We start from the raw sequence: 12,570 nt of genomic DNA, 5'->3' as shown, positions 1-12,570 counted from the left end.
AAGACCGACGCCGTTCCATATGTCACCAAATAGTGACATATCAATTTTCTCAAGATGACCTGATCTGGAAAGCGCTCAGCGACGGGAGGCGACGACTGATCGTTGAGGCCTTGACGGCTGGCCCAAAACAAACGGGTGAGTTGGTCGATTTGTTTGACGATATAGGGCGAACTGGCGTCCTGAAGCACATCGAAATCCTGATCGAAGGAGATATCATTCATGTGCGGCGCAAAGGCCGAACGCGCTGGAACTATCTGAACCCTGAACCCATCAGAGCTGTCTGCATTAGCTGGGTAGTCAGACACATTGACGGGATGAAATCATCCACTGTCAAACTCAAGCAGATCGCCGAACGAGGAACCATTTCATGAGCGAGATAACAGATGCAAAGATCATAAAGTATCAGTTTGAAGTACCGATACTGCGCAGTGCTTCTGATATCTGGTCATTGATGATTAACCAAATTGATCAGTGGTGGATGGCTGACTTTCGAGCTCTGGGAGAACGTTCGACAGTTTCGTTGAATGCAGAAACTGGCGGCCAGTTAGTCGAAATTGGGGCAGATGGAAGCTCCCTCGAATGGTACCGAGTGCAGATGGTCTCCTCGGGCAAATCAATCTATTGGTGGGTGATATGGCGCCCGACTGGGGCGGGCCAACCACCTCCATGCTGAAGCTGGCAGTCGAAGATCGCGATGAGGGCGGCGCGTTGATTGTTTCGGATGCGCTGCTCGGCAATGTTACTGAAAGCTCAGCCAGCAGCGCAGAGGGTGGCTGGAAAATGTTGTTTGGAGACGGACTGAAAGGCTATTGCGAGAAGTAGCCATGTTAGTACGCCAATACTTTGCAATAAACGAGCCCAAATTTTCGAATTTTTATTGTTATCCTACTTGCAGCTATTGTCAGACCTTAACTTCGATCGTTCGCCGTTGCGATTTTAGGCGACAATTTAGTATACGAAACTAAATCACTGAATTCGAGCGCTCCGAATGACTGATTATTCTTGTTGTTAATTGTCGGCAGAGCGATTATCATTTGCGAATCACAAAGAGCTGAAAGACTGTCAATAAGAACAGTCGCTTCATATGCTTCACTGGGTTGCCACTAGGTGTCGCTATCGGAACTCGCACGGATCATCCCGTACTTGTTTCGCTAAGCGAAGATGATGGCTCGGTTGGCCTTGCACTCCGAGCTTGAGCAAGGAGGTAATGGCGTTGAAGGATGAAGAGCCCGCTGCGCGCATCCTGCTGGTTGATGAGGACCAGGGTCATGCCCGTGCGCTCAAGAAAATGGCCCTTAGCCATGGTCTCGACACTCTCCTCATCTCAGCGAATGAAGCCGCCAACGCGCGCAGGGATGCCTTACCAAAGGCGCAACTTGGACTTGTATCAGTAACCAACGCAGCTCAGCAAATCGCGCGCCTCCGGGATGCCGCACCCTCTATGCCGATCGCCGCCTTTGGAGAGTCGCACGACTTGGACGACGCGCTCAACTGCATCCGAGCTGGCGCTACCGATTATCTCCATGGCACACTCGATAGCCATGCACTTTCCCAGCGGTTGGAAGAGCACTTTTCAGCCTGCACGTGCTCAGTTCGCAGTGCTACCGATGCTAAGCCAAACGAAGAATACGGGATCATCGGCGCGAGCGAAGACTTGCATCGTATCCGGAAATTTGTGGCACGCATGGCTGCTGGCGAAGTCACGACATTGATCGAAGGGCCGACCGGATCCGGCAAAGAAGTCGTCGCACTTGCGCTGCATCGCAACAGCCCCCGCTCCGGCAAGCCGCTGGTTGCGCTGAACTGCGCTGCCTTGCCCGAGGAGCTGATTGAAGGTGAGCTCTTCGGATATGAGCGGGGCGCCTTCAGCGGTGCGACGACAGCCTATCCCGGCAAGCTAGCGCTGGCTGATGGTGGAACTTTGTTCCTCGACGAAATTGGCGAATTGAGCGCTGCCGGCCAGGCTAAGCTGCTGCGCGCGATCGAAGCCCGCCAATGCTACCGGTTGGGAGGGCGCACGCCGCATAGCTTCAACGTGCGCGTTATCGCTGCGACCAACCGCAACCTCGCTGAAGAGGTGGCTCACGAGCGCTTCCGCAGTGATCTGTATTATCGGATCGCAGTGGCTCAGGTGGAGCTGACAGGCTTGGCGCAGCGCAGTGTTGATGTTGCTCCCTTGGCCCATCATTTTCTGGGCCTATTCCTATGCAACAAGCCGTATGATGTACCCACTATTTCTGAAGAAGCGCTGCACTTGCTTGAAAGTCATAGCTGGCCCGGCAATGCGCGCGAACTGCGCAACGCGATGGAGGTTGCGCTGCTGTCAGGCGCCGAGCGCGGTACGATTCTGGCCTGCGATCTGCCGCCTGCCATTGCCGCCGGTGCACCTGTGCGAGAAACAGACTCTCAGTCTTGCATATCGGCTAGTACGCCATCGCTGACGCCTTCAGCGATAAGCAGCGCCTTACTCAGATATGCCGGAAACAAGAGCGCAGCGGCCCGCTCGCTCGGTTGTTCACGTATGACGCTCTACCGACATCTGCGTGCTGATCCAGGCCTCGCGAAAACCTGCTCCGCTTGAGTAGCGACACCTTAAAACAAGCCGAGTCCTCGCCGATGCTGGAGCGCCGGTTGGCGCGTGTTTTTGTGCCGTGTGCGATCTGTCACATGTCACATGTATTGTAACGCTGCAGTGTCTCACCCAGTGTAACAGTTACACCCCGATTAAACCATAAACCACTGTTATCTAAGCCATATTTACTATGGCACGACCTTTGCTCAGAGTTCTGAAAGCGCTGCGGGACCAATCCCTCAGACTATCAGGAGGCAGAGCATGGATCAGGCGAATGGCGGGGATGAAAAGGCATCCAGCTCCGAAACGCCTGTTTATGTAAATCACTGCGATATTGTGGCGGACCTATCGGATGCGAAGCTGACCTTCGCTCAGGCAGGTGATGGCCAGGAAACACCAAAAGTAAAGGCACGCTTGGTAACGTCGCCCACGCACCTCGCACGATTTCGCGATGTCATCACCCATGCATGTCGCCAGCATGAAGAGCAGTTTGCGAGGGACATTTCCGATAGCGATACTGGGAGAGAAAGCTGATGGCTGCTCTCGGTGCGAGCATTAAATTGGGCGAGTCCATCGCCTCGCTGCTGCGCATGCAGCGCGATTTGGCCGCTGCCAGCGGCGCGCTCCAACCTGTTCCTGCCAATATTGAAATTGCACAGACGGCGATCGGCAAGCTGGCGAGCGGCGCCGCACCAACCAGCGGCCTTGGGCTGGTTTGCTACGATATGGTTCGCAGCGATCACACCGTCCCAATGCGGCGCAATCCCACATCACCACCTCGGCCCGAAATCGCGCTGGAGATGCTGTTCATGCTCGTGGCCTGGTCCGGCAAACCAGAGGAAGAGCACGCGGCTCTTGCATGGGCAATGCTGGAGCTGGACGCACATTCAACGCTTGATGCGAGTGTGCTGAAAGGCGATGTTTGGGACGAAGGCGAGACAGTTCAACTGATCCCAGAGCCTTTCGCTCCAGATGAGCAGTTTCATCTATGGGATGCGATTGGCCACAAATATCGCATGGCTCAGGCCTATCGCGCTCGCGTCTTACGCCTGCGACTTCCTGGCTCGGCTGATGCGCTGCCCGTAGCAGCTTCGCAGTTTGTCTTGTCCGATGCCATAGAGCCGGAAACCGTGACATGAAGGCGCTCAATGCCACTTTGCTGGACAGGCGCATGCTGGCTGCGATCCGTCCACTTGATCCGCTCGGCCGACCGGCTGCGGGACGCGTAGAGGCAAGAGCGGATGGCGCTCGTTTCCTGACCAAACCCGATGGCACGCTAATCCTTCAATCTTGGCGCGGTCTAGCCGGTTTCGACACCGAATTTGAGAACCAGCCGACCAGCCCCGCAACCGGCTCAAGTCAGCTAACCGTAGAGCTTGTCCCGGCAAGCACTGCGTTGATGCCCCGGGTCATCACCTTGGACCTGCCGCGCGATGCCGACCCGTCGCGCATTGCCGATGCAAGTTCTTTGTTCCGCGCCGTACCCGCCGTTCTGCCGGCCAGCACGGCCATGGCCAAACCCGGCCAGACCTGCGGATTGCTTGCCCGCGTGGTTCAGGATAGCAAAGATGCTCCAGTCGCAGGCGCGGTGCTGCGCCTGATCCCAGATGTGGATCCCCAACTCGCCACATTTGGCATTACCAATCGTCATGGCGAGGCGCTGCTGCTGGTTGCCGGTCTGCCGCTTGCTAGCGTGGGCGCCGGTGCACAGCCGACATCAGATCACAAAGCCAATCTGCAATTGTTCATCGATCCGACCATCATCCGCAGCGATGGCGGCGAGGCAGAACCGCTTAATCCTGACGCCGTAATCGCCGCTGCACCGGCTGCGGCAAGCGCGCCCACCACACTGCGTTCGCGCAGCACGACGCGGGCCGAGCTGCGCTGGAGCCCGTCATGATGACCCGTCCAAACATGATCCCGTCCCGTTCCAACTAAGAGGAGGCCTGCATGCCCGAATATCTTGCACCCGGCGTCTATGTCGAAGAAACAAGTTTCCGATCCAAATCCATTGAAGGGGTCGGCACGAGCACGGCTGCCTATGTTGGCACAACAGCCCGCGGACCGGTCACCGATGGGGATCAGCCGCCGATCCTTTGTGTATCCACCAAGGATTTCGAACGGCTTTATGGCGGCACCGATCCGCTCACTCTCGGCGCGGCTGCCTCTCCTAATTATATGGCGCACGCAGTGAACTCCTTTTTCGCCAATGGCGGCGGACGGCTCTACATCGCGCGCGTGCCAGCCGCAGGTGCAACAAAGGGCAAGAGCGAGACACTCAACAGCGGCGACAGCACGCCCGCTGGCAAGGCCGTTAGCTTTGTCGCACGGCAAGTGGGCGGCGGGGTTTTGCATGTCGATGTGGTCAAAGAGGCACTTCCAAGCTCCAAAGCATTGGCTTTGAAACAGCCAGCCGGAACGCTCGTAAAGCTCGATGATGACAATGATGACCCCGCTGACGACGAGACTTATGTCATCGGCACTGAGCCGATGGAGACCAGCGCCGCCAATGCTGACGCCTTCAACGATGCGGATGATGGTGATCCAGTCACCATCATCACGCTTAGCGTGGCGGTACGCGATGCAACCGGCACAGTTTGGGAAGCAGGTGGCCTCGGTCTTCACCCTGCCCACCCGCGTTATATCGGCGTCCAAATGGGCGATGCACCACCGCGCAGTTCGGATCGGCTCGGTAACCCTGTGACGATCACCATTGGCAAGGACGCAGACAGCGAAATCCTTTTAGACGCCCTACTATCGGGCGGCTCTTCACGCACGATCACCGTCGATGGCGGCAAGGATGGCACAGGCGCACCTTCACCAAAAGCCTACCAAGACGCCTTCGATGCACTGCTCGCGCAAGAGGACATCTCTATCGTCGCTGCGCCCGGCTCCTCAGCCATGGGTGGCTCAACACCCGCTGCGGTGAACCAAATGCTGATCGGACACGCTGAGGCCCGCCGGTCGTACCGGATCGCTGTGCTCGATACGCCGCCTGACCTATCGGTCGCCGAAGCGCAGGCGCTCAAATCAAAGATCGATTCCTCCCATGCCGCGCTTTATTATCCGTGGGTGCGGGTGGCGAACCCGCTGGCCGGCACCGACCCATCGGCCCCTTCAGAGCTGGACTTGCCCCCATCGGGTTTCGTGACCGGCATTTATGCGCGGACCGATATCCAGCGCGGCGTGCACAAGGCCCCTGCTAACGAAACCGTGACCGGTGCGATCAACCTGCAAAAGCAGGTCCGTTTCGGCGAACAGGAAGTGCTCAACCCGCTCAGCGTCAATTGCATCCGGTCTTTGCCCGGAAGAGGCATCCGCGTTTGGGGCGCCCGAACCATCAGCTCAGACCCCGAATGGAAATACGTCAACATCCGGCGCTACTTCCTCTATTTGGAGGCCTCAATAGATCGGGGCACGCAATGGGCCGTGTTCGAGCCTAATGGCGAGCGGCTCTGGGCCAATGTCCGCGATACGGTCTCGGACTTCTTGTACAATGAATGGGTCAATGGGGCTTTGCTTGGCAGCACCCCTGACCAGGCCTTCTTCGTCCAGTGCGACCGCACCACCATGACGCAAAACGACCTCGATAATGGGCGTCTTGTCTGCCTCGTCGGTGTCGCCGCGATCAAACCCGCAGAATTTGTCATCTTCCGCATCGGCCAAACCACCGCCGACACGCGTAGCTAAAGGAGTTGAGACATGACCACGCGTGAAACACCATACGGAGCCTACAACTTCTTCGTGGAGCTAGGCGACGATGTGTCCTCTGAATCCGCACTTGGCGGCTTTTCCGACGTCTCCGGCCTATCAACCGAAGTAACGATGATGGAATATCGCCAAGGCAACGACAAAGAGAACCGAGTCCGCAAAATCCCTGGCATGCACAAGAGCGGCGATGTCACCTTGAAACGCGGTATGATGGGGCTGAAGAACTTCTGGACGTGGGTGAAAGACACTCGCACTTCACCAAACGAAGCTCGCAATGTCACCATCACACTGAATGACGAGGGTGGTTCGCCAATTGCCAAATGGAAGCTCATCAATGCTCGTCCAATGAAATGGACCGGCCCAACCCTGGCCGCCAAAGGCGGATCTGACGTGGCGATGGAGGAGCTTGTTCTATCCTCCGAAGGCTTCGAGTTCGCTGACTGAGGCTGAACCCAGCATGCCATTGCCCCAGCTCACCTTTTCGCATGGCGCGCCGAAGCCCGGCGCTGCTCCACTGCGCGCCGATGTGCCCTTGTTCGCAGGGCTGGTGGCTAGGCGAGCGGCGCCTCTGCCGGCTGCGCAGGCTGCTTGGCTTGAGGACTCAGAGTGGGCCGGGGCGGACGAGCTGACCTTGCTCGATACGCCAATTCCGGTCGATAGTTTTGCCGAATTTGCTGCGATCTTTGCATGGGAGAAACGCCCGGTAGAAGAGGGCTCCGCAGCTCAAGTATCCACCCGAATTGGTCTGGCCGTCAGGCACTTCTTTGCGCAAGGCGGCGCGCGATGTTTCGTTCTGCGCACCGGCGACCCACTCCCCTTCTCGCGCCTGATGAAGAGCCGATCGAGGATAGTAAGGCGCGCTATGCGGCTATGCTCGATTGGCATGACGGCGCGGGGCCGACGGATGCTGATGGCCGCGTTCCCTTGCTGCCCGGCCTTGTCGATAGCACCAAAATGCCACGCCCACAGGAGCCAGAGACGTGGCGGGGCGTCGGACAAATCTTCGGTGTGGATGAGGCGATTATGCTTTGCCTGCCAGATCTGCCCGACCTTATCGCTGGACCAAGCCAGCGCTTACCCGATGTGCGAACACCGCCTGCTGGTGAGGAAAAGTTCATAGCCTGCGCGCCCGCTATCCCCGGCATCGAAGCTGATGAAAACGCGCTGCGCCCCGAATACGCCGCTCCGCGGCTGACGCTGGCCGACTATCGCCAGTGGTCGCTCACCATCCGTCATGCCCTGACTTTACTGGAAGGCAGCGGCAGCGCTGCACATAGGCGTGACGTCACGGTTCTAGCCGCATTGCCACTGCCTGATCTCGCCGATCCAGATATGCCCGCCGATGCGCAGGACTGGCCACTATCACTGGCCAGTGCGGCGCTGCCCGGGCCGGATGGCACACAGCCGCAAACACTATTGTCACAGGATCTCGCTGGCTCTGGCCGGTTGCAACTCGCTTGGCCATGGTTGCTGGCCGAAGACAGTTCGGACCAACCCGAACGGGCCATTGGGGGAGATGGAGCGTTAGCAGGTACAATTGCCCGCTCCACGCTTGCTCGCGGGCTCCACCGGAGCGCTGCTGGCCAACTTGCTGCCCCTCCGCGCGCGACCCTGCCCGACATTCCGCGCCGCACATTACAACGGCGCCATCTGGACGGACCCTATAGCTGGTTGGGTGATTTCTGCTGCTTGTTCGCCCGGCGCAAAGGCAGGATGCAATTGCTGAGCGATGTCACGACATCGCGCGAAGATAGCTGGCGAGAAGGAGGCGCTTCGAGGATTATGAGCGCATTGTTGCGCCACAGTGCGCTGCTTGGCCAAGAGCTCGCTTTTGCGCCAAACGGGCCAAACAGCCGGGGCAAGGTTCGCCGCTCTCTAGAAGGCCTGCTCGAGGCCTTTCGGGCGAACGGTGCCTTTGCCAGTTTCGGCCGCGAGCCCGCGTATAGCGTGCGCTGCGATGCCAGCACGATGCGACCGTACGATCTGGATCAGGGCCGTCTGGTCGCTGAAATTAGCTTCCGTCCGGCAAGAACGTTGCAGCATATCCATGTCGCGCTTGATCTGCGGGGGATGCCAGCATGATTGATGAAACCCTCTCCGGTCAGGACATGACGAGCCCTCTAGGCGCCTATGCGTTTCATGTCACATTCTCGACCCCGCTATTCGAGAATGTGACCGTCACAGCCGATCCTCCCGCCGAGGCTCCTGAAGGTGGGAGCGAAGGCGGCGAAACAGAACCGCCAAGCACCCCGCCGCCCCCAAATCCGCATAGTGCAGACGCCATTATTGGCGGCTTCTCTAACGTCAGCGGGCTAGAGGCGTCTATGGAGCCTAAGACTGTGCGTTCTGGCGGCGATAATTACCGCACTCATCAGCGTATTGGTGCGGTGAGTTTCGGCACGGTGACATTAAAGCGCGGCCTCATTCGCTCGCGCCATTTGTGGGGTTGGTGGTCGCTCTTTACCGGGGCCGACCTTGCCCTAGGCTCTGAAAGCAACGGTCTGTGGAGAGGCGATACCCGTCCAGATGTCACGATCATGCTGGTCCAGAACAATGTTGTCGCGCTGGGCTGGAGGCTCGAAAAAGCTCTGCCTGTAAAGTTCCGTATCGGCGATCTTGATGCGAGCGCTGGCGAGCTGGCCATCGAAGAACTGCATCTCGCCCATCAAGGGCTTCACATGCTTCAGCCTTCGGCCAGCAACGGCTCAGGAGAAGCAGCGTGAGCGTCGAAATGGCAATCATCTGCAAGCAGGCGGACGTCGACAATGCTGAGCCACCCAGCGAAAGCAGCGTCATCTGCGCGTTCAACCCTGAAAACCTGCGCGTATCCTATTCGAAACCCCGGCCGTCCCATTCCGGCGGGGCTGATCAGGCCGCAGTGGAGGCAAACAATGTCCGTCTGGACGTCACTCTGTTTTTCGACACGACCGAAACGGGCGATGATGTGCGCACGGGGGCCGAGGGCGCCAATGGCACACACATTCTTAAAGCACTTGCTGAACCAGCCGATGGAGCACCTGCTCCCAGTGTTGCGTTCTCCTGGGGAACATTTCGTTTCTTTGGCGCAATCGAAACGCTCACCGAAACACTCGATTTCTGGTCAGCAGAAGGCATTCCGCTGCGTTCCAGCGTGCAATTGTCGATTGCCGGGAATCAGCTAGACGAGGTTGCCAACGACACGATCAGCTTCGCGCAGGTCAGCCCTCCAACTAATGGTTGGGGCACCACAGATATCGCTACATTGGGGGGCGATAGCGCCGCTGGCCTCGACATTGCGCGAGAGAATGGGGTGGAGAACCCACGTTTCCCCGCGCTCGACAAGGCCGCCGAAGCAATTGAAAAGGTTAATGATGACATCGATACAGCTTTCGATGACGTCAACGAAAATATCGATGAAGCGAACGCAGCCTTTGGGGAACTAAACGAGGCCCTCGATAAGCTCAGCATCGGCTCCGACAAGTCAATTGGCGGCGGTGCGGGTCTCTCGCTCGGTCTTTCCGCCGATGTCGGAATCAAAGCATCCGCCGGTTTCAAATTAGGCTTCAGCGCGGGCGCAAGTGTTGGCTTTGGTTTCGGCGCATCGGCTGGTGGCGGAGCAGGCTTCGGCATTGGTGCGGACATTGGCCTTGGCATCGGCTTAGGCGCGGATCTCGGTTTGGATGTCGGACTGGGCGGCAGCTTAGGAGGTTTGGGCGGATCTCTTGACCTGTCGCTGGGCGCTCAAGTCGGCGCAGCGAACAGCGCTGGAGCTTCTGCTGCTCTAGCGGCATCGATCGGCGCTAACGATGCGCAGACGGGCATGACTGGTCAAACGGGCTACTCGGGTTCTGGGGCTGCAGTGTCGCTAGCAGCAGCTAGCAGCAACTCATCCCTTGGCATCGCTTCGCCGCTGGCCATCGGTTCTTGGAATTCTCCTCTCGCAGGGCAAGTCCAGTCAGAAAGCAAAGCCAGTGCCTCAGTTAGCGCATCGGAGCCAAGCACGAATGTGGCAAATCGCCCTGCTGGCGCCTTCGGCGCGGCCTTAATTCCCACACCTACAGATAGCAAACGCGCACTCGCATCACTCCCTGCCTCACTTGGCGCTTTTGCCGGGCTAGGCCAACGGCAGAACCGGCCCACGCGGCTCGACATCGCCGCCATCGCTGCTGCGCCCGTCACGCCAACCACAGGGCCCAACACTCAATTTGACTTACTCGGACGCATCAATGGCGCGAACAGCGATGGCTGGTCCATCGCCGGCTCGCCGCGCAGCGTCTCCGCCGCACGTTCAGTGCGGATGAACTGAGGAAATAGGGAGAGCAAAATGCCTATCGAAATCATGGATATGGACGCGAGTGAAGTGGCCGAAGCACCCGATATGCCAATGCCAGCTAGAGCTTCGACCAGCCGCGGCAGATCCATAAGGCATCTGGAGCGCGAAATGCGTCTTTGCGAAGAACGGCTTGTCCGAAGGATGGCTGACTAGTGGCGCGCGACGATCCCAATCTGCGCCCAGGCACGCGCCCTATGATCGAGATTGGCGGACAGCGGTTCCCCATGCTCGCTCGCAATCTGCGCGCGATGACAATGCACGAGGCGATGGGCGGACTTTCCACCCTAGAGCTGCGCTTTGCCGATTGGTTTGATGCCTATGACGGCAGCCGAGGGTTCGCCGCGATGGGATCAGACAACCCACTCAAACTAGGCGCAGAAGTCGTAATTGGCGCCGGGCAATGGGATGCGCCTCAAGAGATTTTTTCTGGGGTGATCACAGCGTTAGAATGCGACAGCGGCACCGGCCGCACACCAGTCATGACCGTGATCGCGCACGATCTGCTGTTCGGCCTGCGCCAGAAACGCACCAACCGCCTTTGGGCAGAATCGAGCCCCCGCGACATCGCTGAAGCAATTGCAAGCGACCACAATCTCTCGCCCGAAATCAGGGATGGTCTCGAAGAACCTGTGCGCGACCGGTTGCAAGCAGGTGAGAGCGATCTTGCCTTCCTTCGCAAAGTCTTGGCCGAAGTCGATGCCGACATGCAGTTGATTGGAAATCGTTTGCAGATCGGTCCAGTCGCTGACCAGGACCGTACCGAGCTTGAGCTCACTGTGCCTGATGACATTGTCGATTTTCGCGCGGTCGCTGATATCAGCGGCCAGCCTAGTTCCTGCTCGACCAGCGCGATCGACATTGCCCAGGGTGAAATCGTCTATTCGAGCAGGGGTGAAGGCAATCTCGGGCCTGGAGAAGGTCACGCAAGCTCCGCGTTCCTGTCCGCCCATTTCGACCATTGGATCGGTCATATACCTGGCGGTGGCCCCTTGGATCAGACTGGTGCAGATGCCGCTGCTTCGGCCGCATTTGGACAACAGGCACGGCGTTTCGTCAGGGCGCAGGGGACAGTGTACGGCAACACTGAACTGCGTGCAGGTTCGGTCGCTTTGATGAGCGGCATGAACCCCGCATTCGCCAATCGCTATCTGATTGTTGAGGCCGTGCACCGCTATGACGAAAGCGAAGGCTACTTTACCGATTTCACTGGCCACTGCGCCTATTTTGGAGGTCTGCTATGACCCGCGCCATACTCTCACGCCGGATGGACAGCTTGCCGCCTGAACTGGTTGGCGCTTCACAGGTTGGCGCACCACAAGAATGGCGGACACAGCCGCAAAGCGGGAAAGTTGTTTCGGTTGATGATCCTGATGGACGCGGTCGCGTTCAAGTGGAACTCCTCGCTCTGGATCCGGCGGGCGACACCCAAGTTTGGGCGCGCGTTGCCACCGGTTTTGCTGGCGACAATTATGGCATGTTCGCGCTGCCTGGCGTGGGTGAAGAGGTCATGGTCGTGTTCCTCGGCGGAGACCCCGCCTTTCCTGTCGTCGTTGGCGCCTTGTGGAACGGAGCGACCGCGCTCCCCGAAGATCAGCCCTCCGGTGATACACAGGTTTGGGGCCTATCTGGCCGCGCCGGCAGCCGCATGGCGATCGATGAAAGCCGGCAGGGCGGCGAAACCGTCGTGTTTGAGACCCCCAACGGCGTAAAGGTCGAATTGAAGGATGGCGGCAATAAGATCGAGCTGAAGAACGGCAGGATGAAAATCCTGATGGAAAACGGCAATATCGACATAGAAAGCGATAGCACGGTCTTGATCAAATCCAGCGGGGTCATGATTGATGCGCCGCAGCCGCATTGCACCGCGTCGCTTGCCACCTTCGACGGTACAATCAACTGTCAAACACTGAAGACCACCAGCGTCATCAGTGCGAACTACACCCCTGGCACAGGAAACATGTGGTGAGCGCGGTGC

General features: G+C 58.4%; 13 protein-coding genes. All 13 read left to right on the top strand.

Annotation, left to right across the window (positions count from 1 at the left end):
• The first annotated feature begins 32 nt into the window (after positions 1–32).
• The 13 genes from AC0V6M_RS08565 to AC0V6M_RS08505 all read left to right on the top strand — a co-directional run bounded on the left by AC0V6M_RS08565 (position 33) and on the right by AC0V6M_RS08505 (position 12,561).
• Positions 33–371, top strand: a complete 339-nt coding sequence (locus AC0V6M_RS08565; protein ID WP_486138398.1) for an ArsR/SmtB family transcription factor — start codon at positions 33–35, stop codon at positions 369–371.
• Between the two features lie 262 nt (positions 372–633).
• Entirely contained in the window at positions 634–822 is a 189-nt protein-coding gene (locus AC0V6M_RS08560) for a hypothetical protein (protein ID WP_486138397.1), read from the top strand.
• 385 nt (positions 823–1,207) lie between these two features.
• On the top strand, positions 1,208–2,581 hold the full coding sequence (locus tag AC0V6M_RS08555; RefSeq protein ID WP_486138396.1) for a sigma 54-interacting transcriptional regulator: 1,374 nt from the start codon (positions 1,208–1,210) through the stop codon (positions 2,579–2,581).
• Positions 2,582–2,833: 252 nt separating this feature from the next.
• Positions 2,834–3,106, top strand: coding sequence for a hypothetical protein (locus AC0V6M_RS08550; protein WP_486138395.1), 273 nt, complete (start codon positions 2,834–2,836; stop codon positions 3,104–3,106).
• Entirely contained in the window at positions 3,106–3,711 is a 606-nt protein-coding gene (locus tag AC0V6M_RS08545) for a Pvc16 family protein (protein WP_486138394.1), read from the top strand. Before AC0V6M_RS08550 ends, AC0V6M_RS08545 begins: the two co-directional genes overlap by 1 nt.
• Entirely contained in the window at positions 3,708–4,472 is a 765-nt protein-coding gene (locus AC0V6M_RS08540) for a hypothetical protein (RefSeq protein WP_486138393.1), read from the top strand. The genes AC0V6M_RS08545 and AC0V6M_RS08540 overlap by 4 nt, the downstream gene beginning before the upstream one ends.
• Before the next feature lie 50 nt (positions 4,473–4,522).
• Positions 4,523–6,262: a phage tail sheath subtilisin-like domain-containing protein gene (locus AC0V6M_RS08535; protein ID WP_486138392.1), complete on the top strand. Its 1,740-nt coding sequence runs from the start codon at positions 4,523–4,525 to the stop codon at positions 6,260–6,262.
• A gap of 12 nt (positions 6,263–6,274) precedes the next feature.
• A complete protein-coding gene (locus AC0V6M_RS08530) occupies positions 6,275–6,727 on the top strand; it encodes a phage tail protein (protein WP_486138391.1) in 453 nt (150 codons plus the stop codon).
• Between the two features lie 339 nt (positions 6,728–7,066).
• The gene (locus AC0V6M_RS08525) at positions 7,067–8,365 is read left to right on the top strand and encodes a hypothetical protein (protein WP_486138390.1); all 1,299 of its coding nucleotides are present in this window, start codon (positions 7,067–7,069) and stop codon (positions 8,363–8,365) included.
• On the top strand, positions 8,362–9,006 hold the full coding sequence (locus AC0V6M_RS08520; protein WP_486138389.1) for a phage tail protein: 645 nt from the start codon (positions 8,362–8,364) through the stop codon (positions 9,004–9,006). The genes AC0V6M_RS08525 and AC0V6M_RS08520 overlap by 4 nt, the downstream gene beginning before the upstream one ends.
• Positions 9,003–10,568 (top strand): CIS tube protein, encoded by a 1,566-nt coding sequence (locus AC0V6M_RS08515; RefSeq protein ID WP_486138388.1) that lies wholly within the window; start codon positions 9,003–9,005, stop codon positions 10,566–10,568. The genes AC0V6M_RS08520 and AC0V6M_RS08515 overlap by 4 nt, the downstream gene beginning before the upstream one ends.
• A 179-nt stretch (positions 10,569–10,747) precedes the next feature.
• A complete protein-coding gene (locus AC0V6M_RS08510) occupies positions 10,748–11,836 on the top strand; it encodes a phage late control D family protein (protein WP_486138387.1) in 1,089 nt (362 codons plus the stop codon).
• Complete coding sequence (locus AC0V6M_RS08505; protein WP_486138386.1) at positions 11,833–12,561, top strand: phage baseplate assembly protein V; 729 nt, start codon at positions 11,833–11,835, stop codon at positions 12,559–12,561. Before AC0V6M_RS08510 ends, AC0V6M_RS08505 begins: the two co-directional genes overlap by 4 nt.
• Positions 12,562–12,570: the final 9 nt, after the last annotated feature.

The sequence above is a fragment of the Erythrobacter sp. JB3-1 genome (assembly GCF_057364995.1).
Note: the sequence above shows the minus strand (reverse complement) of the source record. Positions and strands in the feature narration are given on the sequence as shown.